Consider the following 24465-nt stretch of genomic DNA (forward strand, 5'->3'; position numbering starts at 1 on the left):
TTAAGGGGTACTTCATACGTGCATGCTCCATGCAAATCCAAAACAGCCGTAGATTATCGCGCGGATTAACCGCTAAGCGAAGCATTCAAGTGTCGCGCTGACAGACTTTAAATCGAGATAAATCGAGAACGAATGATTTGGCCGGATAGACGCGCCAGTCGCGAAATAAAAGATTTCATATAAGACAAAAACGCCACAATCTGACTCATGTATGACGCATGCGGACGTTTCCCAATCTGCATGGCGTTCGCGCGAATCCAACATCGAGCAGAGCGACAATATGGAAATAGCCAGATGGATAGATCGCTCGACCTGCGCACGAACCCTTTCGCACAAGCTCGATGAAGTAGGGACTGCGTCAGATATGACGGAGATATCGTCAGGCGAATTCTCGGACGACTTGCGCGACCCGGCCGATGATCACTCGCCATCCTGACTATCTTGATAACGTGCCGCCAATGACCGGCAAATCGTCAATTACCGCCTTGATAGACAGAAGAAAACGAAGCGGAATCCGGAGCAGGACAAACAGCCGCACAAGGCGCGCCGCCGAACTTGGCGGCAGCGCCTCGCATAACACAGGCTTGATGGCTAACCTCGAACGCGCGGCTTAAACGCGTAGCCTCAAAACCGCGTTTCGCGCGCCACTCGCAGGAAGGTGTCGAGCAACGGCGTGCAATCGAGCAACTCCGGACCGCCCGCGCGGTGAAACTCCGGGTGCCACTGCACGCCCATCACGAACGGCGCACGCCGATAGCGCACAGCCTCAATGATGCCGTCCGACGCCGACACCGCCTCGATATTCAGATCGCGGCCGATCGTCTTGACCGCCTGGTGGTGAATCGAGTTGACGATCGCGTCGCGCCGGCCCGGAAACATATTCGCCAGCGTCGAGCCGTCCGGGAAGTGAATACCGTGCCGGTGCTGATCGTAGTGCTCGTTGACGTGGGCGCCGGCAGTCGGCACGTCGGTGGCAATGTCCTGGTACAAGGTGCCACCGAACGCCACGTTGATCAACTGGCAACCGCGGCACACGCCAAGCACCGGTTTGCCCGACTCAATGAACTCATGCAGCAGTTCAAGTTCGTACATATCGCGCACACGGTCGCCCGGCCACTCGGGGCTCGTTGCCTGCTCCGCGTACGACTGCGGCGAGACATCCGCGCCGCCTTGCAGCAGCAGACCGTCGAGATGCTTCGCGTAGTCGCGCAAGCGGATATTGCTCGGATGCAGCATGCCCTGATGGCCGACCGTCGGAATCATGAACACCAGGACGTCGCGCGACATGACCCAGTGCGCAATCGATTCCTCGAGATATTGCAGCGTCTTGCCCCGCAGCCCCTTCGCGCCCGGCTCCGGGTGGAAGATGCGCGCCGACACGCCGATGCGCAGCGTGCGCTGCGTGATCCGTTGGCCAGCGCGATCGAAGAGCTGACGTGCCCGCGCTGCGATGATGCGGCCGAACACGGTCCATGCCGAATCGTTCTGCTTCAGATAGCGCGGCGGCGAAGGTGGCAACGCGTTCGGCGGCGGCGGATTCGTTGCCGTGAAATCAGGCGCGGCACCGAAACCCGGCGGCGGCGAGCCGGCCGGTCGGGCGGCAGCTTTCTCCGCTGTTTCTGTTAGCGCAGCGTCGTCAGCCGGTTCGCTCGATTCGCCGGCGAGCGCTTCGCTGCTCTCGAGCGTAGCGGGATGTGAAGCCGGCGGACGCGAAGCTGAACTTGTCGCGGCATGTCCGGCCTTGGCTGCCGCGCGCTCATGGACCGCGGCCTCCTGCTGCGCGGTCGACGCGGCCGCCGAACTGCGCGCTTCGGCCGCGTCGCGTTGCTGCGCCGTTTGCGGATCGGTCGGGGTGACAGTGGACGCGCTCTCAGGGTCGTCGGTCGACGACCTCACGGCGGCCTCCCCGGCAGCCGGCGATGCAGTCGAAGCAGCAGACGGCGTCACCACGTCCTTGATCGGGGACTGAATGGAATCTTCGTGGGAGAGCGGTAGCGAGGCCGCGGGTTCAGGCGGCGTGATGTCGGTTTTCGACGCACCAGGCGTTGCGCCGGACGGCGTTGAGGACGCTGGCGTCGCCGAAGGCGACGATGGGCTGCCGGTCTTGCCGGCGTTTTCAGGTTTGTTTTCGCTCATGACAGTCAGACGGGCCCCTTCCACGCGAACGAATGAATATGCCCTGATTATCCGCCAGCGCGGCAAGCCCCGCAAACCCGCACACAATTACTCACATTGTTGCGAATCAAACCGCAGGAATGCCTGACTCAGGGATCCGGCTGTTCTTCGAAAGTTTCGCGCAGGGCGATCTGCATCGCCGCGTGGATTTTCACGCACCAACGCCAGACCAGCGCCAGCAGCAGCGCGGCACACACGAGCACCACGGTCAGGAGACCCGTCGGCGGCAAGATGCTGCCGGAGAGCGCCGCGAGCAGCAAAAACACGCCAACCATCGAGACCACCGGCACCAGGTCGGAGATCGCGTAACGGATCGCGCTGGTGAAACGCCCCGCTGTCGCCGGCTGGACGCTCACCTCGGCGAGCAACAGCGCGAGCGACTTGGTCTTGCGATAGACCGCCACCAGGAACGGCATCGACAGCACCAGCGCGATGCTCCACAGCACCACGCGCTGCATCGGCTCAGAAGCCATCCAGTGCGCGAGCCAGGTGCTGGTGTAAGGCGCACTATACGACACGATCAGGAAGATCGCCGCGACCAGCGCGAGATTAACGGCGATCTGCAAAATGATCCGCCGCGTCATGCTGAACAGCGTCGGCTCGCCGGTTCCGGTGCTCAAACTGCGCAGCCACTGCCCGTACATGCCGAACACATTGGCGAGCGTACGTGGCATGGCCTGACCGAGGCGCTGCGTCAGCGGATCGGCGGCGCGAATCAGGTAAGGCGTGAACAGCGTGGTCAACGCGGAGACGGCCACCGCGATCGGGTAGAGAAACGCGCTCGTCACCTTCAAGGTCAGCCCGAGCGACGCGATGATGAACGAGAACTCGCCGATCTGCGAAACGGTCATGCCGACCCGCATCGCCGTGCGCCCATCCTTGCCGGCGAGAAAAGTGCCGAGCCCGCACGACACGATCTTGCCGACGATCACCGCCACCGTAATCACCGCAATCGGCCATGCGTAGTCGACCAGTACGGCCGGATTCAGCATCAGGCCGATGGTCACGAAGAAGATCGCGGAGAAGGCGTCGCGCAGCGGCGCGATCAGGTGCTCGATCCGATGCAGATGGCGCGACTCGGCCATGATCGCGCCGATCAGGAACGCGCCGAGCGCAATGCTGTAATCGAGCTTCACCACCAGCAGGCAGAAGCCGAAGCAGAAGCCGAGCACCGACACCAGCAGCATTTCGTCGCTCTTCGCGCGCGCCACATAGTTCAACGCACGCGGCACGACCAGAATGCCTACCACTAACGACACCGTCATGAAGAGCAGCAGCTTGCCGAGCGTCACAACGGCGACACCCGCGCTCAACTGCCCGGTCTGCGCAGTGCCGGAGAGCAGCACCAGCATCGCGATGGCGAGAATGTCCTCGACGATCAGAATCCCGAAAACGAGCTGCGCGAAACTCTCGCGCTTCAGACCCAACTCGGACAGCGCCTTGACGATGATGGTGGTCGACGAGATCGCGAGGATCGCGCCGAGGAACAGTGAGTCCATCGGGCTCCAGCCGAACGCGCTGCCGATCTCATAACCGATCCACAGCATCAGCACGATCTCGGAAAGCGCCGCAACGATCGCCGTCGCGCCGACCTTGAAGAGCTTGCGCAGGCTGAATTCGAGCCCGAGCGAAAACATCAGGAACACCACGCCTAACTCGCCGAGCGTCTGGATGGTCTGCTCGTCGTGGATCAGTTGAAACGGCGGCGTGTACGGCCCGATGATCACGCCCGCGGCGATGTAACCCAGCACCACCGGCTGTTTCAGGCGATGGAACAGCACGGTGACGACGCCGGCGAGCGCCATCACGACCGCCAGATCCTGAATGAAGCCGATGCCATGGTGCATAGATGCGTACCTTACAAAAAGTAATATCCCAAAAACGCAGTGTAACGCACGCGTGCGTCGCGCCGAATCGCGCAAACGCCGAAAGGACGTGGGATTGGCGGGACCACGCGCCTCACGACGGAACCGTCGACTCGAAACTTTTTTGACGCGCTGGACATCTGTGAAATATCACAATAATATTTGCCGCATATCTTCCTGGGAGTCGAGTGATGCAGCAGCTGTCCTTCAATGTTGTAGATCGTTCCGGCGACAGTCGCGCCGATATCGTCGAAGTGAATCGTCTGACGATCGCCGGCTGGGCCGGGCGCGATCAGGCGGCGATCGAGCATCACATCGCTGAACTGGCCGGACTTGGCGTGAAGCGGCCGTCCACCACGCCCTGCTTCTACCGCCTCGGCGCCGAGTTGCTGTCGCAGGCCGGGCAGATCGACGTGGTCGGCGTGAAGTCCAGCGGCGAAGCCGAGTGCGTGCTGGTGCACTCGAAAACGGGGCTGCTCGTCACCGTCGGCTCCGACCATACCGACCGCGAAGTCGAAGCGTATGGCGTCACCGTCTCCAAACAGGTCTGCCCGAAACCGGTCGCACGCGACGCCTGGCGTTTCGACGATGTGTCCGGCCACTGGGACCAGCTAGAACTGCGTGCTTTCGCCGTGACAAACAACGGTGAGCGGCGTGTCTACCAGCAGGGCACCGTCGCCTCGCTGCTGCCGGCCGCCGATCTGCTGGAACGCGCGCCCGTCGCAGAGGGTGCAGCGATGTTCTGCGGCACGCTGGCGGTACAGGGCGGCATCGTCGGGATGGCCGACGGCGACGCGCTCGAGCTTGAGTTGCACGACCCGATCCTGAACCGCACGCTGCGCCACGCTTACCGCGTGCATGCGCTACCTATCGTCGAATGAGGCACCCATGAGCTCCCCACCGCTATCCGCTAACGCCGACGCGTCTTCCGACGCGTGGCTCGAAGCCGCCGCCCTGCGCAAGATCACGTGGCGCATCATGCCTTTCCTGTTTCTCGTCTACGTGTTGTCGTACCTGGATCGCGTCAACATCGGTTACGCGAAACTGCAGTTCACCGGCGACCTCGGCCTGTCGAACGCGGCGTACGGACTCGGTGCGGGAATCTTTTTCTTCGGCTATTTCGTGTTCGAAGTGCCGAGCAATCTGCTGCTCAAGAAGTTCGGCGCCCGCGCGACCATCGCCCGCATCACGATGCTGTGGGGGTTGCTGTCGTGTCTGATGATGTTCGTGCACTCGGAAACGATGTTCTATGTCCTGCGCTTTTTCCTCGGCGTCGCCGAGGCCGGTCTGGTGCCGGGCGTGGTGCTGTATCTGACCTTCTGGTTTCCGTCCGACCGGCGTGCGCGGATGGTTGCCGTGTTCATGGCGGCGATTCCGGTCGCGGGCATCATCGGCGCGCCGTTGTCGGGTTTTTTGATGTCGGCGCTGCATGAGGCGCACGGCTTGCGCGGGTGGCAGTGGATGTTCCTGATTGAAGGCATTCCGTCGATCCTCGCCGGCTTCTGGGCACTCGCCGTACTGCGCAACACGCCCGCCGAAGCCGCCTGGCTCACCGACGACGAAAAACGCGTGATCCTCGCCCGCCTCTCGCGCGAAAACACGGCCGCTGCGGCAGCCGGCGCCGAGCATAGTTTGAAGGTCGCCTTGCGCTCGAGCCGCTTCTGGCTGCTGACGCTGATCTATTTCTGCCTTGTCACCGGCAATGCGGGTTTCTCGTTCTGGCTGCCGCAGATCGTCAAGGACCTCGGCGTCACCAACCTCGTCAGGAACGGCTTCGTCACGGCGATTCCCTACCTGGCTGCGGGCATCGGCATGATCCTGATCGGCCGCTCATCGGATATCACCGGCGAACGCCGCTGGCACTATGCGGTGTGCTGCTTCATCGGCGCGGCGGGTTTGCTCGGCAGCGCCTCGGTGACGAATTCGATTCCGCTCGCCGTCACTGGTTTGTCGATCGCGTATGTCGGCATTCTGGCGGGCTTCGGCATCTTCTGGTCGATGTCCACGACCTTCCTGCAAGGCACCGCTGCCGTTGCCGGGATCGCCGTGATCAACTCGATTGCGAACCTGGCCGGCTATGTGAGCCCGTATGTGCTCGGCATCGTCAAGGATGCGACGCATAGTGTGACTTTCGGGCTGGTGCTGATCGCGGGGGCGTTGATCGTCGGCGGGTTGGTCACGTTGATGATGCCGCGCGTCAAGGTGGAGCACGCCGCGGCGGTGACGCCGCGCAGCGCCTGATTGGCTGTAATTGCGACGATTGCTGTGCTTGCCGAAATTGCGAAGATTCAGGCGATTGCTGTGATTCCGGCAATCCCGGCGCTTGCTGTTATTGCGGTGGCGCGCAGACGGCGCGTCACGCGCGGCCGGCGCCGGTGAGCAACCGCCCACCAGGCGCCGTCCGCGCAAAACCTTGCTCTACAATGCGGACGACATCGCCCGCTCCCTTCTTCACATGACGCTTTTGCAGACTGCCCGCCGTTCCAGTGCCCCTCGCGAGACCGCCACGGCAAGCCTCGCCGAACAGGCCTATGCCTTCGTCAAGCGCGAGATCATCACGATGCGTCTGCGGCCGAGCGAAGTGCTCAACGAAGCGGAATTGATGGCGCTGACCGGCATCGGCAGAACGCCGGTTCATCAGGCGCTGCACCGGCTGGTCCACGAGGGCATGCTCACCATCATGCCGAGAAAGGGCATCATGGTGCGCCCGGTTTCCCTCGACGATGTGCTGGCGATCATCGACGTGCGACTCGTCAACGAGAGCTACTGCGTCGAGCTGGCCGCGCGCCACGCGCAGCAACACGATTTCGACGCGATGCAGGCCTTGCTCGACCGTTCGGCGATTTGCGTCGCCGCGCATGATATCGAGGGCATGATGGATATCGACCGCGAGTTTCATCTGGCGATTTCGGCGGCGTCGCGTAACCCGGTGCTGGCCGACATTCTGCGTGGGCTGCATGAACGCTCGCTGCGCTTCTGGTTCATTTCGCTGTCCGAGCCGCATCATCTCGAAGACGTCCATGAAGAACATCTGGAACTGTTTCGGCTGCTGCGCGAACGCGATGGCGAAGGCGCCCGGCAATCGGTGCAAAAGCATATCGAAGCGTTCCGCGCGACGCTCTTCAACCGCATCTGAGCGAAGCTGACCGGATGCCGCTGATCGAACGTATTAATCGGCATCAACCTCGACACCAACCGGCTTCACCCGGTTCAACCGGAGTCTTCCCGACACCATGGCCACTGAATTCACGCCCTTCCCGCCGCTAGCCCAGCTTGCCGCCGACCTCGCCGCCGGCCGCACCACGAGCCGCGCGCTCGTCGAAACCGCGCTCGAACGGATCGCCGATCCGACCGGCCAAGGCGCGGTCGCCTTCATGCACGTCGATGCCGACAGCGCGCGCGCCGCAGCTGACGCACACGACCGGCTGCGCGCCGCCGGCACCGTCCTCTCGCCGCTCGCCGGGATTCCGGTGTCAGTCAAAGACCTGTTCGATATCGAAGGCCAGCCGACGCGCGCCGGGTCCGTGGTGCTGGCCGACGCGCCCGCCGCCAAGGCGGACGCCGTCGCGGTCGCGCGCCTGAAACGGGCGGGCGCGGTGATCGTCGGGCGCACCAATATGAGCGAGTTCGCGTTTTCCGGACTCGGCTTGAATCCGCACTATGGGAATCCCCTGTCTCCGTATCAGCGCGGCGTGAAGGGCGATGAGCGGATTTCAGGCGGTTCGTCGTCGGGTGCGGCGGCATCCGTCGCGGACGGCATGGCGGCCATCGCCCTCGGCACCGACACCGGCGGCTCGATCCGCATCCCGGCGGCGCTGTGCGGCCTGACCGGCTTCAAGCCGACGGCTGACCGCATCCCGAAACAGGGCGGCGTGCCACTCTCGTCGACGCTCGACTCGTTCGGTCCGATCGGCGTCTCCGTCGCGTGCTGCGCGCTGGTCGACCGGATGCTGGCCGGGCTGGAGCCGCGCATCCCGACAGCCCGGCCGCTCGAAGGCGTGCGCCTCGGCGTATTGACCAACTTCGTGACGGACGGCGTCGAACCGGCGGTCGCCGCCGCGATCGACACGGCGCTCAAGCATCTGGAAGCGGCCGGCGCGATTGTCAGTGAAGTGCGCTTCGCGCCGCTCGACCGCCTGCCCGAAATCAACCGCTTCGGCTTTTCGCCGATTGAAGCGTATGCATGGCACCGTCCGTTGCTGGAAAAGCACCGCGATCAATATGATCCGCGCGTACTGGTGCGCATCCTGAAAGGCCAGCCGGCCAGCGCCGTCGACTATCTGGACCTGCTCGCCGAACGCCAGGCCATGCTCGACGAAGCCGCACGCACGCTGTGGCAGCGTTTCGACGCGGTCGTTTCGCCGACGGTGCCGGTATTGCCGCCGCGCGTAGCCGATCTGATCCACGACGACGACGCATTTGGCCGCACCAACGCACTGATCCTGCGCAACCCGAGCGTGTTCAACTTCCTCGACACCTGTGCGCTGTCGCTGCCCTGCCATTTGCGCGGCGACGCGCCGGTCGGCCTGATGTTGGCGGCCGCGCCGCACGCCGACGACGCCCTGCTGGCAATCGGCCGTGGCGCCGAAGCCGTGCTCAAAGCGATTCGCTAATCGGGGACTGACCGGAAACCAGGCGGGCGCTGGGCGGGATTGCACCTTAAAAGCGCGATAAGCGTTGGGGCGGGGGTTCGCGCTAGAATCGCGGGCACCCGCCCTTTCCGTTTACAGACAGCCACACGACCCATGAATAACGACAATGCGATGCTGCGCCGCGAGCGCTCCCTGCTGGTTCTGCTTGGCCTGATCTGCGTCGGCCTCGTTGCCGGCGCGCTGTATCTGCAATATGGCTTGCATGAAGACCCCTGCCCGCTCTGTATCATCCAGCGCTATTTCTTCCTGCTGATCGCGATTTTTGCGTTCCTTGGCGCGCGCTTCAACAACTGGCGCGGTGTGCGGCTGCTGGAAGTGCTGGCGGCCCTGTCAGCGTTGGGCGGCATCGTCACCGCCGCGCGGCACGTGTATGTTCAGGCGAATCCGGGTTTCAGTTGCGGTTTCGACGCGCTGCAACCGGTGGTCGACAGCTTGCCGCCCGCACACTGGCTGCCGGGCGTCTTCAAGGTCGCCGGCCTTTGTGAGACGGCCTATCCGCCCATTCTGGGCCTGTCGCTGCCGATGTGGTCGCTGGTCGCCTTCGTGGTGGCTTTCGTGCCGCTGGCGCTGAGCCTGTCCCGGAATCGCCGCCGGATCGCCTGATCGGGCTGTTCCATTCAGGTAACCGGCTTCGCGCCGGCCTTTGCACCGTTTTCCATGGCGGTTGAAGGCCGGCGTTTTCACGTCAGCGCAGGCCTCGCGAACCCGGTAAGGCAAGCCGAATTGCCCATCCGCCCGTACTTTGCGGCGTTTTTTGCGATAAAAGACGCTTCTTGCGAGCGTAAACACCGAGCCCCCGGGCCCCGCCAAACCTTCCCGGCGACGCGCGCGCACGGCCAGCCGGGCTCCGCCTCGGTTTCTCGCTGCTCCTCCCCGTCCCTCAAGGCTTTGCGCCACTCGCTCCGCCCCACGCAACTTCCCGCCTTCGCACGAATCGTACTTATCTCATGACCGCTTGCGAATAAGCTTCATGCGGGTTGGGAAATCTTTTCGGGACAAGGTAGTGCTATCTTCGAACCTGGATGGCGATCTACGTGCGCGAGGCCGGCTTTGGCGCGACCCCATGCGTAACGCGCGCCCGGTCCGCACTGTCTTTCGGATTCGCCATGACATCGCAAACCATCCGCTTTTATCACCAGGGGTCCGTCCGTGAGGTCACGGGCGTCCCGGCGTCGCGCACCGTGCTTCAGCACCTGCGCGAGGATTTGCATTGCACGGGCACCAAGGAAGGCTGCGCGGAAGGCGACTGCGGCGCCTGCACCGTCGTCATCGGCGAACTGGATGCGCAAGGCGGCGTCGCGCTGAAAGCGGTCAACGCCTGTATTCAGTTCCTGCCGACGCTGGACGGCAAAGCCCTCTTCACCGTCGAAGACCTGCGCACCGCCGACGGCGCCCTGCACCCGGTCCAACAGGCCATGGTCGATTGCCACGGCTCGCAGTGCGGTTTCTGCACCCCCGGTTTCGTGATGTCGATGTGGGCGTTGTACGAAAACCAGCCGGCCGCCGCCGGCCTGCCCACCCGCGATGAAATCAACGCCGCGCTATCCGGCAATCTATGCCGCTGCACCGGCTACCGGCCAATCGTCGACGCCTCGCAGAAGATGTTCGACTACCCGCAATACCCACGCGTGACGCTGGACCGCAAAGCGGTCGCCGATAAGCTGCGCGAGATCCAGCGCCGCGACACCTTCGAATACAGCGCGCCCGATACACGCGGCACCGGGTTCGGCTCGCCCACCTTCCATGCACCGGTCACACTCGACGCGTTCGCCAAACTGCGCGCGGAGCATCCGCAAGCGCGCCTGCTGGCCGGCAGCACCGACGTCGGCCTGTGGGTCACCAAGCAGTTCCGCGATCTCGGCGACATCCTGTACATCGGCAACGTCGCCGAATTGAAGACGATCGAGCGCGATGCGCAGATGCTCACGATCGGCGCCGCCGTCACGCTCGAAGACGCCTACGCGGCGCTCGCCGTCGATTACCCCGAACTGGCCGAGTTGTGGACGCGTTTCGCGTCGCTGCCGATCCGCAATGCCGGCACGCTCGGCGGCAACGTCGCGAACGGCTCGCCGATCGGCGATTCGATGCCGGCGCTGCTCGCGCTCGGCGCCGAAGTCGTGCTGCGCCACGGCGCCAAACCCCGCACGCTGAAGCTCGACGCTTTCTACCTCGGCTACCAGAAGACCGCGCTCGCGCCTGGCGAGTTTGTGGCGGGGCTGCGCGTGCCGCGTCCGGCGCGCGATCTGCGCTTTCGCACGTACAAAGTGTCGAAGCGCTACGATCAGGACATCTCCGCGGTGTGCGCCGCGTTCGCGCTGCACATCGGCGAAAACGGAGCGATCAGGGAAGCCCGCATCGCGTTCGGCGGCATGGCTGCAACGCCCAAACGCGCCGCGCAAACCGAGGCCGCCCTGAACGGCGCAATATGGAACGAAAGCACCGCGCGGCAAGCGATGAACGCACTCGTCGCCGATTACCAGCCGCTCACCGACATGCGCGCTTCGAGCGCCTATCGACTGAAGGTGGCGCGCAACCTGCTGTGGCGCTTCCACCTCGAAACGCGCGATGACGCGCCGCTCGCCCTCTTCGACGTGAATGCGTTCGCGTACGAAAATGGCGTGCCGGACGCGGCCATTGCGAAGGAGTCGTCGTGATGAACCGGACTGATGCTTTCGTCGAACATGCTGCGCGCCCGGCTGCAAAGCACGCCTTGGTTCAGGACAATGAGACGGCGATCGGCGTGTCGTTGCCGCACGAATCCGCCACGCTGCATGTGAGCGGCGAAGCGACCTACACCGACGACGTCCCTGAAGTGCAAGGCACGCTGCACGCCGCGCTTGGGTTGTCGCGGCACGCGCATGCGCGAATCGTCTCGCTCGATCTGGAGGCCGTAAGAAAAGCCCCCGGCGTGATCGCGGTGCTGACCGCTGAAGACATCCCCGGAGAGAACAATTGCGGCCCGGTGCTGCACGACGATCCGATTCTCGCTGTAGACGAAGTGCTGTATCTCGGCCAACCGGTGTTCGCGGTGATCGCCGAAAGCCATGAGCTCGCGCGCCGCGCCGCAGCGCTGGCCAAAAGCGATGACGTCGTGCGATACGAACCGCTCGACGTCGTCCTCACACCTGCCGAAGCGAAAGCCAACAAGCAGTTCGTCCTGCCGCCGCTGCACCTGAAGCGCGGTGACCCCGACGCGAAAATCGCCGCCGCACCGCATAAAATCCGCGGCACCTTTGAAGTCGGCGGCCAGGAACAGTTTTATCTCGAAGGCCAGATCGCCTACGCCGTGCCGAAGGAAATGGACGGCATGCTCGTCTACAGTTCGACGCAGCATCCGAGCGAAATGCAGCAGGTCGTCGCGCATATGCTCGGCTGGCCCGCGCACAACGTCGTGTGCGAATGCCGGCGAATGGGTGGCGGCTTCGGCGGCAAGGAATCGCAATCGGCGGTGTTCGCGTGCGTGGCGTCGTTAGCGGCGAAGCTGCTGCGCCGCCCCGTCAAACTGCGCGCCGATCGTGACGACGATTTCATGATCACCGGCAAGCGCCACGACGCGGTCTACGAGTACGAAGCGGGCTTTGACGATAGCGGCCGCATTCTCGGCGCACGCGTCGAAATCGCTTTGAGAGCCGGCTATTCCGCTGACTTGTCCGGTGCGGTCGCCACGCGTGCGGTCTGTCACTTCGATAACGCGTACTACCTGTCCGACGTCGACATCGTCGCGCTGTGCTGCAAGACCAACACGCAGTCGAACACCGCGTTTCGCGGCTTCGGCGGCCCGCAAGGCGCACTGGTGATGGAAGTGATGCTCGACAGCATCGCGCGTCAGTTGAAGTGCGATCCGCTCGACGTGCGGCTCGCCAACTACTACGGCATCGGCGAACGCGACACGACGCCCTACGGACAACGCGTCGAAGACAACGTCATCGCGCCGCTGACCGACGAGCTGCTGGAAACCAGCGATTACCGCGCGCGCCGCGACGCGATCGCCGCCTTCAATGCCAAAAGTCCGGTGCTCAAACGCGGCCTCGCGTTCTCGCCGGTCAAGTTCGGCATCTCGTTCAACGTGCCGTTTCTGAATCAGGCCGGCGCGCTGGTGCACGTGTACAAAGACGGTTCGGTACTCGTCAATCACGGCGGCACCGAAATGGGCCAGGGGCTCAACACGAAGGTCGCGCAAGTCGTCGCGAACCAGCTCGGCCTGCCGCTTTCGCGCGTGCGCGTGACGGCGACCGATACGTCGAAGATCGCCAACACCTCGGCGACCGCCGCTTCCACCGGCAGCGATCTGAACGGCAAAGCCGCCGAAGCCGCTGCCCGGACCATCCGTGACCGGCTCGCCAAACTCGCGGCGAAGCAACTCGGCGGCACCGCCGACGCGGTGGAATTCGCCAACAGTGAAGTGTCGGTGAACGGCGGTGCGATGCCGTTCGAGCAACTAGTCGCCGCAGCCTATCTGGCGCGCGTGCAGCTGTGGTCGGACGGGTTCTATACAACGCCGAAGGTTCACTGGGATGCGAAAACGCTGACCGGTCACCCGTTTTATTACTTTGCGTACGGCGCGGCGGTGTCGGAAGTGGTGATCGACACGCTGACCGGCGAATGGAAACTGGTGCGCGCGGATGTCCTGCACGACGCCGGCCAGTCGATCAATCCGGCGATCGATATCGGCCAGGTGGAAGGCGGCTTCATCCAGGGCATGGGCTGGCTCACCACGGAAGAATTGTGGTGGAACCGCGATGGCCGCCTGATGACGCATGCGCCATCGACGTACAAGATTCCCGCCGTCAGCGATACCCCCGCGGCGTTCCACGTGCAGCTTTATCAGAATCAGAACGCCGAGCCGACCGTGTTCCATTCGAAGGCCGTTGGCGAACCGCCTCTGCTGCTGCCGTTTTCGGTGTTCCTCGCGATTCGCGACGCGATCGCGGCTGCGGTGCCGGACGCGGACAATGCGCCAGCGTTGCGCGCGCCGGCGACGCCCGAAGCGATTCTCGATGCGCTGGACGCGTTGCAATCGCCTGGGACGACGACGCAACCCGCGACAGGACAACCGGCGCAACAAGCAAGGGAAGCGGCAGTCACAGCGACAACCGCCACCACGCCGGTTTAGCAATTGACGAAACGTTGAACAACATCAAGCAACTCAACAAGCAACTTTAAACAACGGCGCGACACGACACGAACGCGTCCCGCCACAGTCAACCGGCCGCACGGACACCCCGCGCGGCCACGTATGGAGAACCGCCGGATGCAAGCCTGGCTACCTGACCTGCAACAACTGCTCGCACACGGCGACGCCGCCGTGCTGGTGACAGTCGCGCGCGTCGAAGGTTCGGCGCCCCGCGAAGCCGGCACCAAGATGATCGTCACGCGTGATTCGGCCAAGCACACGATTGGCGGCGGACACCTCGAATGGAAAGCCATCGAGACCGCACGCCAGGTGCTGCGCGACGGCATGCGCTCACCGCATATGCGCCGCCTCGAACGCTTCGCGCTTGGCCCCAGTCTCGGCCAATGCTGCGGCGGCGCCGTGATTCTCGCCTTTGAGCGCCTCGACATCGGCGACCTCGGCTGGATCACCTCGCTCGCGAAGCGCGTGATCGCAGGCCAATCGACGGTGCGTAGCGTATCATTCGGCCCCGCACCGGATGCGGTGATGCTGTCCGACCCCGAACCGGGTGTCGATGCCACCGACTGCCTGCTGTGGGACGGCGCCGGCTTCGACGACAGCGGCGCGCTGCTCACCGAGACCATCGCGCCAGGCGACTTCCAGGTCGTGCTGTTCGGCGCCGGCCACGTGGGTGCCGCGCTGGTTCGCGTGCTCGCCACGCTGCCCTGCGTCGTGCGCTGGGTCGACGAGCGCGATGCGCAGTTTCCACCTGCGGAAACGCTGCATGCACCGAACGTCAAGATCGATCCGAACGACGCACCCGACGAAGCCATCGACCAGGCCGCGCCGCACACGTACTTCATCGTGATGACGCACAACCATGCGCTCGATCTCGAGTTGGCCGAGCGCATTCTGCGGCGTGGCGATTTCGCGTTCTTCGGCATGATCGGCTCGCACAGCAAGCGCAAGCAGTTCGAACATCGGCTGGCCGCGCGCGGTATCGATCCGTCGCAGATTGCGCGGATGAAGTGCCCGCTCGGCGTCGACGGTATCGTCGACAAGTCGCCGGAGATCATCGCGATCTCGGCGGCCGCCCAGGTGTTGCAGGCAGTGGAGGCGAATGCGGGCGCGCATGCAGCGCAGACGGTCTGATTTGCCGCACAATCGACCTGCTGCCCAAAGCGATTGCATCCTGTCCTGCATCCGGCGCGAACCGACTCCAACGAACTGTTGACCGACCATGAATACAACGACCGCTACCCCTACGCCACTCATCGAGAAAACCGCTCGGGCACCGAAGGCCGAGTTGCACATCCATATTGAAGGCTCACTCGAACCCGAGCTGATCTTCGCGCTTGCCGAACGCAACGGCGTGAAGCTTGCGTACGACTCGATTGAAGCGCTGCGCTCGGCGTACGCGTTCACCGATCTGCAATCGTTCCTCGACATTTACTACGCCGGCGCGAGCGTGCTGCTGCACGAGCAGGATTTCTACGACATGACGACGGCTTATGTCGAACGCTGCCTCGCCGATAACGTGATCCACAGCGAAATCTTCTTCGACCCGCAGACGCATACGGAACGTGGCGTGCCGATCGCAACCGTCGTCGCGGGCATTGATCGCGCGCTCGCCGATGCGGAAAAGCGCGGCATGTCGAGCAAACTGATTCTGTGTTTCCTGCGCCATCTGTCTGAAGAAGACGCGCTCGCCACGTTTGAAGAAGCGCGGCCGCTGTTCGAGCAGTACAAGCATCGCCTGATCGGCGTGGGTCTCGATTCGTCCGAGCGCGGTCATCCGCCTTCGAAGTTCGAACGCGTCTTCGCCCAGGCACGCGCGCTTGGCTTGAAGCTGGTCGCGCACGCGGGCGAAGAAGGCCCGCCGTCGTATATCTACGAAGCGCTCGATCTGCTGAAAGTAGACCGTGTCGACCACGGTGTGCGCAGCATCGAAGATCCGGCGCTCGTCACGCGCCTCGCCGATACGCGCGTCGCGCTGACCGTGTGCCCGCTATCGAACCTCAAGCTCTGCGTGTTCGACGACATGACCAAGCACACGCTGAAGGACCTGCTCGATCGCGGCGTCGCCGTCACGGTGAATTCCGACGATCCGGCTTATTTCGGCGGTTACGTGAACGCCAACTATTTCGCCACCATCGACGCGTTGAAGCTCAACGATGCCGAGGTCTACACGATCATCCGCAACAGCTTCGAAGCGTCGTTCGTCACGCCCGAGCAACGCAGCGAACTGATCGCGAAGCTCGACGCGCACTGGCACCCAGGCGGCCCGCATTGACGGGCCAATGAATAGCAGCCGGCGGCGGCACGGGTTCGTTTCAGACCCAGCATCAAGCCGCCGTCTGCGCTGTTTAGCTCCTCACAAATACGGAGACGGTTTTTCCATGACTCAATCGGCACAAGCGACCCAATCAGCATTCCGCGCACAACTGCTGACCTTCAACGGCGACCCTGCGCAATCGCCCAACGCGGCAGTCTTCAACGAGGACGGCTTGCTGATCGTCGAAGATGGCCATGTCGTCGCGGCGGGCCCGTATGCCGCGCTCGCGTCGCAACTCGCGCCGGGCACCCAGGTGCAGGAGATGCGCGACAAGCTGATCGTGCCGGGTTTCATCGATACGCACATTCACTACCCGCAGACCGACATGATCGCCTCGCCGGCGCCGGGTCTGCTGCCGTGGCTCGACACGTACACGTTCCCGACCGAGCGCCGCTTCACCGATCCGGCCTATGCGCGCGATACGGCGAGCTTCTTCGTCGAAGAGTTGCTGGCGTGCGGCACGACCACCGCGCTCGTGTATTGCACGGTCCACAAGGAATCGGCCGACGCCCTCTTTACCGAGAGCGAGGCGCGCAATCTGCGCATGGTGGCCGGCAAGGTGCTGATGGACCGCAACTGCCCCGAGTTTCTGCGCGACACCGCGCAATCGGGTTATGACGACAGCGCCGAGCTGATCGGACGCTGGCACAACCGTGGCCGCCAGATGTACGCGCTCACGCCGCGTTTCGCGCCGACCTCGACCGAAGCGCAACTCGAAGCGTGCGGCGTACTGGCCGGCAAGCATCCGGACATCTTCATCCAGAGCCATGTCGCCGAGAATACCGACGAAGTGAAATGGGTCGCCGATCTGTTCCCGGGCCACCGCAGCTATCTGGACATTTACGATCACTACGGCCTGCTGCGCCGCCGCGCGGTGTACGGCCATTGCATCTACCTCGACGAGGAAGACCGCAAGCGCATGGCGCAAACCGGCACGGTCGCCTCGCACTGCCCGACCTCGAACCTGTTCCTCGGCAGCGGTCTGTTCGACTTCGACAAGGCCGACGAAGCCGGCATGCCGATCGCGCTGGCGACGGACGTCGGCGGCGGCACCTCGTTCTCGATGCTGCAAACGATGAACGAAGCGCACAAGGTCGCGCGTCTGACGGGCCATCATCTGACGGCCACGCGGATGTTCTATCTCGCCACCGCGGGCGCGGCCGAAGCACTCGATCTGGCCGACAAGGTCGGCACGTTGAAGCCGAAGTCGGAAGCCGACTTCGTCGTGCTCGATCCGCAAGCCACGCCGCTGCTCGCGCGCCGTACCGCACGCACCGAATCGCTCGAAGAACTGCTGTTCGCGTTCGCGCTGCTCGGTGACGACCGCGCGATCTACGAAACGTATGCCGCGGGCAAGCGCGTGCATCGTCGCGACGACGTGCGTCAGCCCGCACAGCGTACGGCGAAGATCGCGGCTTGAGTGGATTCCCGAGCTGACGCCTGATCTGATTCAGACGGTCGAATAAAAAACGGCGCTTCCTTTGGGAAGCGCCGTTTTTGTTTGCCCGTGCGGTGCACGTACAGCCCGATCAATGGTGAGTACACACATCGTGCAACGCATTCAGACGGCGCACCGGATCGGCGACATACGGATTCGATTCATCCCACGCGTAACCCGCCAGCACCGCGCTGATCATGCGACGGATCGGCGGCGTCTGGTGCGGATAGAAAATGATGTCCTGCAACTCGCCCGTGTACCAGCGCTCGACAAAGGCACGGAACGTATCGATCCCCTTGCGCAACGGCACGTCGTAAGCGGCCGACCAGTCGACCTGCTCACCGTTCAGTTGCCGGTTCAACGTCTGCACCGCGAGATGCGCGGAACGCAACGCAATCGTCACGCCGGACGAGAACACCGGATCGAGAAATTCACCCGCATTGCCGAGCAACGCATAGCCCGGTCCATGCAAACGCTCGACATTCGCCGCGTAGCCGCCGATGTGACGTACCGGCATCAGGAACGGCGCATTGCCGATCAATGGGCCGAGTGTCGGCTCCTGCTGGATCAACGCGCGCAGTTTCGCGTCGCGTTCGGCTTCCGGTACATCGAGAAAACTGGCCTCGGCGACGCACCCCACCGACGAACGGCCACCCGCCAGCGGGATCATCCAGAACCACACGTCGCGGCGCTCCGGGTGCGTCGCCACGCAGATCTTGTTGCGATCCGTCGCGCCGGCCGGAATACCGTCCTGCACATGCGAGAAGATTGCGGCACGTGTCGGCATGCGCGTGGGCGCTTCGAGATTCAGCAAGCGCGGCAGCACACGGCCAAAGCCGCTTGCGTCGAACACGAAATGCGCTTCGACTTCATAGGCGTTGTCCGCTTCGTCGATCACATCGAGCACCGGCTTGTTGCCGCGCTCGCCGGTTTGCATCGCGCGGACCGTGTGACCGAAGCGCACGTCAGCGCCCTGCTCCGCCGCGCAGCGAATCAGAATATCGTCGAACACCGCGCGCTCGACCTGGTACGTGGTGCCCCAACCCGGCGAATGCTTGTTGCGGAAGTCGAAGGCCGACGACTGGCCGCGGTGAACGAAATGCGCGCCGTTCTTGTACTGGAAACCGGCTTCGACCACCGCCTGCAGCATGCCGGCCTCTTCGAGGTAGGCCATGCTTTGCGGCAGCAGACTTTCGCCGATCGAGAAGCGTGGAAAATGCTGGCGCTCCAGCACCAGCACCGAGCGGCCTGCTTTACGCAAAAGTGCAGCCGCGACCGCGCCTGCCGGACCTGCGCCGATGATCGCCACGTCGACGGTGATGCGCTTTGACGAATGTGTACTCAAGGTTGCCTCAATCGTTTGCTTGCTCGGAACAGCGTTACGCTGCATCCTTACTTCTCGTTACAATTACGCGTCACAGCAAGAACACTATTTCGTCGGGGAGTCCAGCGTGTCGCCATCCGAAACATCCAGTGTGCCTTTCGTGCCGGAAACGGCCTTCGGGATCTGGTTCCTGCGTACCTACACATGGGAACATCATGTTTTGCGGGTCGCGATCAACGACCTCAAACGTCTGATCGATGCGCCCTTGCCTGCGGCGCCGGTCATCGTCGACGTCGGCTGCGGGCAAGGTATTTCGTTTCGCCTGCTCGCCGAGGCGTTCAAGCCGCGCCGCATTGTCGGTGTCGATTTTCACGAACCGTCGCTAACGCTTGCCGCCAATGCAGCCAGCGCGTGCCGCGACAAGCTCGCCGATATCGAACTGCTGCACGGCGACTGCGCGCACTTGCAGTTGCCCGACGCCAGCGCCGACATCGTGTTCTGCCATCAAACCTTTCACCATCTCGTCGAGCAGGACCGCGCGCTCGCCGAATTCCGCCGCGTGCTCAAACCGGGCGGCATCCTGCTGTTTGCCGAATCCACCGACGCGTACATCAAATCGTGGGTCATCCGACTGCTGTTCCGTCATCCCATGCACGTGCAGAAAAGCGCCGACGGCTACCTCGACATGATCCGCCGCGGCGGCTTCCGCTTCGAGCAGCGCAACATCTCGCTGCCGTATCTCTGGTGGAGCCGCGCGAAAGACTTCGGCCTGCTGGAACGCCTCGGACTGACCCATCCGCAACCTGGCAAGCGTCGTGAAACGCTGGTCAACGTCGCAGCGATCAAGGCAGATTGAATCTCGCCGGGGCGGTGGCAAACCATCGCCCCAGCAAGCATCACAGCCCGCTTATTTGCCTCTCTACTCGCGTGCTTATTTGCGCAGCGTCACCACATCACCCTTCAACGCCACACCGGCGATCACCGCACCCGCACCACACGTAAACTCCGTCGCGCTCTCACGCACTTCGTTCTTGTAGTTGCTCTTGATGTTGATCACGGCGTTGCCGCCTTCCTTGCGTGCGCGCTCCTGCAGTTCGATCACAGCCGAAAGGAACACGTGCTGGCACGCTTCCAGATCGCTCTTGCCGAAGGCGTTGGTCTTCTTGTTGGTCGCGAATTCGCCCATCGTTTTCACCACGGCCGGATGCGGCTGGCCCGCGAAATACAGCGCCACGTCGTCACTGACCTTGCCCGGTTCGCTTTGCAGCGCCGGTGCGACCGGATAGTTGTCGACCGTGTCGCGGGCAAAAGCCTGAGTCGCGCTCAACGTGGCGAGCGAAGCGAACAGCGCGGCAAACAGCACATTGCGTTTCATTGAGACTCCTTGGTGGTTGTTGTTGCTTTAGTGAGTTCTATTTGCGATCCCGCTTAGTTCGCTTCCAGCACGACCAACTGGCCCTTCACCGCGATCGCCGCGGCGCTAGGACTCACGCCGCACGTGAAGTCAGTCGACGAGTTGGTCTCGGTACTATGAAAGCGCGTCGATACGTCGATCACGGCGTTGGCGTTGCGTGCGAGAGCTTCCGCGCGCAGCTTTTGTACGGCTTCGGCAAGCGCTTCATGGCATGCATCTTCCGGGCTCGACACCTTGCGCGCGATCCGCACCGAGTAGGACACGTCGCCCAACTTGGCCGTCACTGCCGGGTGGCTCTGCTGGCCGAAATAGATCGGCACGCCGCCACGCGACTGGCCGCCGGCCGCCGCGAGCGGCAGCGACTTCACGTCCGTGGCACATCCCGCCTGCGTCAACACCACCACTGCCAGCGCACCCAGTACAAAACGTTTTTTCATTTTTATTGCCCTCGTTTTTTCAAAATCGTGGCCGTTTCAACCGCCCTGCCACCCTTCAAACATCAGGCTTGCGCAACTGCCGCCGAACCCGAATGAAATCGACATCGCCGTATGGATGCGCGCGTCACGCGTCGTGCGCACGAGCGGCATGCCGTCGACGCCCGGCTCCGGTGTCTCGATACCTGCCGTCCCCGCGATGAAGCCGTCGCGCATCATCAGCAAGGTGTAGATCGCCTCGTGCGCGCCGCACGCGCCGAGCGGGTGTCCGGTCATGCCTTTAGTCGACGAAAACGCGGGGACGTCGCCGCCGAATCCGTTGCCGAATGCATCCCTCAATGCGCGCAATTCCTCGACATCGCCAAGCGGTGTCGACGGTGCATGTGTGTTGATGTAGTCCGGGCGTTTGCCCGCTTCGCCCAGCGCGCCGCGCATCGCCCGTGCGATGCCGGCTGCACGCGGCGCGACCATACCGGCGGCATCCGTGCAGTCGCCGAAGCCGGTCACTTCAGCGTAAATACGAGCGCCGCGCGCCAACGCGTGATCGAGCGATTCGAGCACCAGCACGCCACCGCCCGAAGCGATCACGAAGCCATCGCGCGCCGTATCGTAGGGACGCGAGGCCTGCTGGGGCGTGTTGTTGAATCCGCGCGACAGCGCGCCCATTGAGTCGAACATCAGCGTCATGTTGTCGTGCAGCGACTCGCTACCGCCTGCCAGCACAATCTGCTGGCGGCCTGTCTGAATTAGCTGCATCGCCTGCCCGATGGCGAGCGCCGAGGTCGTACATGCCGACGACGGCGAATAGCTCACGCCTTCGAGTCCGAACACCTGCGCGACGTTGGCCGACGCGGTGCTGCTCATCGCGTGCGGGACCGTGTACGGCGGCACTTTGTCGACGCCACGGGCATTCGCGATTGCCATGGCGACGTCGTAGCTCGACATCGTGCCGACGCCCGAGCCGATCACCGTGCCCGCGCGCGGCGAACGCAATGCAGCGGGGTCAAGTCCGGCGTCGTCGATCGCTTTGCGTGCGGCATGGCACGCAAAGCGCGCGGTGTCGCCCATGAAGCGTTCGAGCTTGCGCTCGAACGGCTGCTCCTGCGCAACCGATGCGACGCCGGCCACCTGCGAACCGAAACCGCGCTCACGCCACGCGTCGATCCGCTCGATGCGCGAGCGGCCGGCGCGCAGCGCACCGGATACTTCGTCGAGCGAATTGCCGAGGCACGACACGATCCCCATGCCGGTGACAACCACACGTTGCAGCGCCATGCTCATCGAACGCGCCTGAAAATCAGCGACGTGTTGATCCCGCCGAATGCAAAGTTGTTGCTCATCACATGTTCCGCGTCGATCTCACGACCGGTGCCGACAATGTAATCGAGCGGCGCACAAGCCGGATCGACGTTCTCCAGATTCAAGGTCGGCGCATACCAGTTGCGCTTCATCATCTCGATGGTCCACCACGCTTCGAGCGCGCCACACGCGCCGAGCGTATGGCCGACATAGCTCTTGAGCGAACTGATGGGCATGCGCGCACCGAAGGTCTGCGCGGTCGCATGGCTTTCGGCGATGTCGCCACGGTCCGTTGAGGTGCCGTGCGCGTTCACATACGCGATCGCCTCAGGCGGCAGTTGCGCGTCTTTCAAAGCGAGCTGCATGGCAAGCGCCATGGTTTCGGCAGTCGGCTGGGTCATATGCGCGCCATCCGAATTGCAGCCGAAGCCGACAATCTCCGCGTGAATCCGCGCGCCGCGCGCCACCGCGTGTTCGTATTCTTCGAGCACCAGCGTCGCCGCGCCTTCGCCGACCACGAGGCCGTCACGCGCGGCATCGAACGGACGTGGCGTGAGATGCGGCTCGTCGTTGCGCGTGCTGGTCGCGTACAGCGTGTCGAACACGGCGACCGCCGGACCCGACATCTCTTCCGCGCCGCCCGCCAGCATCAGCGTCTGTTTGCCGGTCTGGATCGCTTCATACGCGTAGCCGATCGCCTGACTGCCCGACGCGCACGCGCACGAGGTCGGGATGATGCGCCCTTTCAGATCCCAGAACAGGCTGACGTTGACCGCTGTGGTGTGCGGCATCATCTGCACGTAGCTGTTCGACGTGACATCGCTCATCGAGCCGGTTTCGAGCATCGTGCCGAATGCGCGAATCGGTTGCACCGAGCCCGAGGACGAGCCGTAGGCGACGCCCATGCGGCCGTCCTTGATAAGCACGTCATCGGCGAGGCCCGCGTCAGCGAGCGCCAGTTCGCTGGCGCGCACCGAATACATCGACACCGGGCCCATCGAACGGGTTTTCTTGCGCGGATAATGCGCAGGCGCGGTAAAGCCCGGCAACGGACACGCGAGCCGCGTATGCAGCGACTCGAAGTAATCCCACTCGGGCATCCGGCGCACCGCGTTCACGCCGCTCTTCAGGCGCGCTTCGATGACGTCCCAGCTATCGCCGAACGCCGTGACGCCCCCCATGCCGGTAATGACGACGCGTTTCATCACACCATCCCACCATTGACGCCGATCACCTGACGCGTGACATACGAAGCCGCATCCGACATCAGGAAGCCGACCACGGAGGCCACTTCGGCAGGCTGGCCGACGCGATTCATCGGCACCGTCTTCAATGCCTGCTCGAGCGGCATCTGATCGAGCATGCCGGTTTCGATCAAGCCCGGCGCGACGCAATTGACGGTGATGTTGCGCGTCGCCAGTTCAACGGCGAGCGCCTTGGTCGCGCCGATCAGGCCGGCCTTCGCCGCGCTGTAGTTGACCTGGCCGCGATTGCCCATCACGCCGGAGACCGACGCGATGGTGACGATGCGCCCGCCCTTCCGCGCCCGCACCATCGGCATGGTCAACGGATGGACGACGTTGTAGAACGAGTCGAGACCGGTTTCGATCACTATGTCCCAGTCTTCTTCGGTGAGCGCGGGAAACGCGGCGTCGCGTGTCACGCCCGCGCTGCACACGATGCCGTAGTATGGGCCGTGCGCCGCGACATCCGCTTCGAGCACCTCACGGCACACGGCGCGCTCACGCACGTCGAACTGCAGCACGCGCGCTGTGCCGCCCTGCGCGGCGATGCCCGTTGCCACGGCTTCGGCTTCGGTGCGGCCCGTGCGGCAATGCACGGACACCGCGAAGCCGTCGGCGGCCAACTTGTACGCAATCGCACGGCCAATGCCGCGGCTTGCGCCGGTAACGAGAACACGCCGGCTCATGAACTGAAACTCCCTTCGATGAATGACTGGAAATCGGGCGGTTGAAAGACCTTGATCACGGCCTCGGCGCAACACACGTCGCCGTGGTGGATCGTGCATTCGTAGGCGCCGTGGCCCGCTTCGCTGCGCAGTAATTCGGTTGCCTGGATCAGCAACTGGGCGCCGCTCGCAAACGACGGTTGCAACGCTTTGTAGCTGCGCGAGCCCAGCAACACGCCAGGGCGTGCTCTGCCGCCGCCGCGCATGGCGAGCAACGCGACGTGCGCCGCGATGGTCTGCGCCATCAATTCGATGCCGATCCATGCGGGCATCGCGCCGTCGGCGTCGGCATACCAGGCGTCGGCGCGTACGGTCGCACGCGCGCTCAAAGCGTCTTCGCTGAAAGTGTTCACGGCATCGATCAGCAGCATGGTGCCGCGATGCGGGATGATCGCTTCGATCGGCTGCAGGACGAGATCCTGAATGGTGGGCGTCTGGGTCATCGCG

The 24465-nt window shown here is 63.7% G+C and carries 20 protein-coding genes; 11 read left to right on the forward strand and 9 right to left on the reverse strand.

Annotation, left to right across the window (positions count from 1 at the left end; genetic code table 11):
- Nucleotides 1-624: 624 nt before the first annotated feature.
- Nucleotides 625-2136: a gamma-glutamyl-gamma-aminobutyrate hydrolase family protein gene (locus tag PQQ96_RS28865; protein WP_408298957.1), complete on the reverse strand. Its 1512-nt coding sequence runs from the start codon at nucleotides 2134-2136 to the stop codon at nucleotides 625-627.
- Nucleotides 2137-2264: 128 nt separating this feature from the next.
- Nucleotides 2265-4022, reverse strand: coding sequence for a cation:proton antiporter (locus PQQ96_RS28870; RefSeq protein ID WP_408298959.1), 1758 nt, complete (start codon nucleotides 4020-4022; stop codon nucleotides 2265-2267).
- A 209-nt stretch (nucleotides 4023-4231) separates the two neighbouring features.
- Here PQQ96_RS28870 and PQQ96_RS28875 point away from each other — a divergent pair, with 209 nt between their 5' ends.
- The 10 genes from PQQ96_RS28875 to guaD all read left to right on the forward strand — a co-directional run bounded on the left by PQQ96_RS28875 (nucleotide 4232) and on the right by guaD (nucleotide 17560).
- The gene (locus PQQ96_RS28875; protein ID WP_408298961.1) at nucleotides 4232-4921 is read left to right on the forward strand and encodes a DUF2848 domain-containing protein; all 690 of its coding nucleotides are present in this window, start codon (nucleotides 4232-4234) and stop codon (nucleotides 4919-4921) included.
- Between the two features lie 7 nt (nucleotides 4922-4928).
- Nucleotides 4929-6281 carry an MFS transporter gene (locus PQQ96_RS28880; RefSeq protein WP_408298962.1) on the forward strand — a complete coding sequence of 451 codons (1353 nt, stop codon included), beginning with the start codon at nucleotides 4929-4931 and terminating at the stop codon, nucleotides 6279-6281.
- A gap of 214 nt (nucleotides 6282-6495) precedes the next feature.
- The gene (locus PQQ96_RS28885; RefSeq protein ID WP_408298964.1) at nucleotides 6496-7176 is read left to right on the forward strand and encodes a GntR family transcriptional regulator; all 681 of its coding nucleotides are present in this window, start codon (nucleotides 6496-6498) and stop codon (nucleotides 7174-7176) included.
- Between the two features lie 97 nt (nucleotides 7177-7273).
- A complete protein-coding gene (locus PQQ96_RS28890; protein ID WP_408298965.1) occupies nucleotides 7274-8653 on the forward strand; it encodes an amidase in 1380 nt (459 codons plus the stop codon).
- 132 nt (nucleotides 8654-8785) lie between these two features.
- Nucleotides 8786-9295, forward strand: a complete 510-nt coding sequence (locus PQQ96_RS28895; protein ID WP_408298967.1) for a disulfide bond formation protein B — start codon at nucleotides 8786-8788, stop codon at nucleotides 9293-9295.
- 503 nt (nucleotides 9296-9798) lie between these two features.
- A complete protein-coding gene (gene xdhA, locus PQQ96_RS28900) occupies nucleotides 9799-11346 on the forward strand; it encodes a xanthine dehydrogenase small subunit (protein ID WP_408298969.1) in 1548 nt (515 codons plus the stop codon).
- Complete coding sequence (xdhB, locus tag PQQ96_RS28905) at nucleotides 11346-13805, forward strand: xanthine dehydrogenase molybdopterin binding subunit (RefSeq protein WP_408298971.1); 2460 nt, start codon at nucleotides 11346-11348, stop codon at nucleotides 13803-13805. The genes xdhA and xdhB overlap by 1 nt, the downstream gene beginning before the upstream one ends.
- Before the next feature lie 138 nt (nucleotides 13806-13943).
- The gene (gene xdhC, locus PQQ96_RS28910; RefSeq protein ID WP_408298973.1) at nucleotides 13944-14957 is read left to right on the forward strand and encodes a xanthine dehydrogenase accessory protein XdhC; all 1014 of its coding nucleotides are present in this window, start codon (nucleotides 13944-13946) and stop codon (nucleotides 14955-14957) included.
- Between the two features lie 88 nt (nucleotides 14958-15045).
- Nucleotides 15046-16098: an adenosine deaminase gene (locus PQQ96_RS28915; RefSeq protein WP_408298975.1), complete on the forward strand. Its 1053-nt coding sequence runs from the start codon at nucleotides 15046-15048 to the stop codon at nucleotides 16096-16098.
- 106 nt (nucleotides 16099-16204) lie between these two features.
- On the forward strand, nucleotides 16205-17560 hold the full coding sequence (gene guaD / locus PQQ96_RS28920) for a guanine deaminase (RefSeq protein ID WP_408298977.1): 1356 nt from the start codon (nucleotides 16205-16207) through the stop codon (nucleotides 17558-17560).
- Between the two features lie 109 nt (nucleotides 17561-17669).
- Here the strand turns inward: guaD and PQQ96_RS28925 are convergent, their stop codons facing one another.
- Entirely contained in the window at nucleotides 17670-18923 is a 1254-nt protein-coding gene (locus PQQ96_RS28925; RefSeq protein ID WP_408298979.1) for an NAD(P)/FAD-dependent oxidoreductase, read from the reverse strand.
- Between the two features lie 106 nt (nucleotides 18924-19029).
- Here PQQ96_RS28925 and PQQ96_RS28930 point away from each other — a divergent pair, with 106 nt between their 5' ends.
- Nucleotides 19030-19758: a class I SAM-dependent methyltransferase gene (locus tag PQQ96_RS28930; RefSeq protein WP_408298981.1), complete on the forward strand. Its 729-nt coding sequence runs from the start codon at nucleotides 19030-19032 to the stop codon at nucleotides 19756-19758.
- Nucleotides 19759-19833: 75 nt separating this feature from the next.
- Here PQQ96_RS28930 and PQQ96_RS28935 read toward each other — a convergent pair whose 3' ends face one another.
- The 6 genes from PQQ96_RS28935 to PQQ96_RS28960 are packed head-to-tail and all read right to left on the reverse strand — an operon-like array spanning nucleotide 19834 to nucleotide 24461.
- Nucleotides 19834-20277 (reverse strand): excinuclease ABC subunit A, encoded by a 444-nt coding sequence (locus PQQ96_RS28935; protein ID WP_408298983.1) that lies wholly within the window; start codon nucleotides 20275-20277, stop codon nucleotides 19834-19836.
- Between the two features lie 53 nt (nucleotides 20278-20330).
- Nucleotides 20331-20753: a signal peptidase gene (locus PQQ96_RS28940; RefSeq protein ID WP_408298985.1), complete on the reverse strand. Its 423-nt coding sequence runs from the start codon at nucleotides 20751-20753 to the stop codon at nucleotides 20331-20333.
- 36 nt (nucleotides 20754-20789) lie between these two features.
- On the reverse strand, nucleotides 20790-22031 hold the full coding sequence (locus PQQ96_RS28945) for a beta-ketoacyl-[acyl-carrier-protein] synthase family protein (RefSeq protein ID WP_408298987.1): 1242 nt from the start codon (nucleotides 22029-22031) through the stop codon (nucleotides 20790-20792).
- Nucleotides 22028-23254, reverse strand: coding sequence for a beta-ketoacyl-ACP synthase (locus tag PQQ96_RS28950; protein WP_408298989.1), 1227 nt, complete (start codon nucleotides 23252-23254; stop codon nucleotides 22028-22030). Before PQQ96_RS28950 ends, PQQ96_RS28945 begins: the two co-directional genes overlap by 4 nt.
- Complete coding sequence (locus tag PQQ96_RS28955) at nucleotides 23254-23979, reverse strand: 3-ketoacyl-ACP reductase FabG2 (RefSeq protein ID WP_172310653.1); 726 nt, start codon at nucleotides 23977-23979, stop codon at nucleotides 23254-23256. The genes PQQ96_RS28950 and PQQ96_RS28955 overlap by 1 nt, the downstream gene beginning before the upstream one ends.
- Complete coding sequence (locus PQQ96_RS28960; RefSeq protein ID WP_408298991.1) at nucleotides 23976-24461, reverse strand: hotdog family protein; 486 nt, start codon at nucleotides 24459-24461, stop codon at nucleotides 23976-23978. The genes PQQ96_RS28955 and PQQ96_RS28960 overlap by 4 nt, the downstream gene beginning before the upstream one ends.
- Nucleotides 24462-24465 lie beyond the last annotated feature (4 nt).

Source organism: Paraburkholderia sediminicola (assembly GCF_046027825.1).
GTDB classification, from domain to species: domain Bacteria; phylum Pseudomonadota; class Gammaproteobacteria; order Burkholderiales; family Burkholderiaceae; genus Paraburkholderia; species Paraburkholderia sediminicola_D.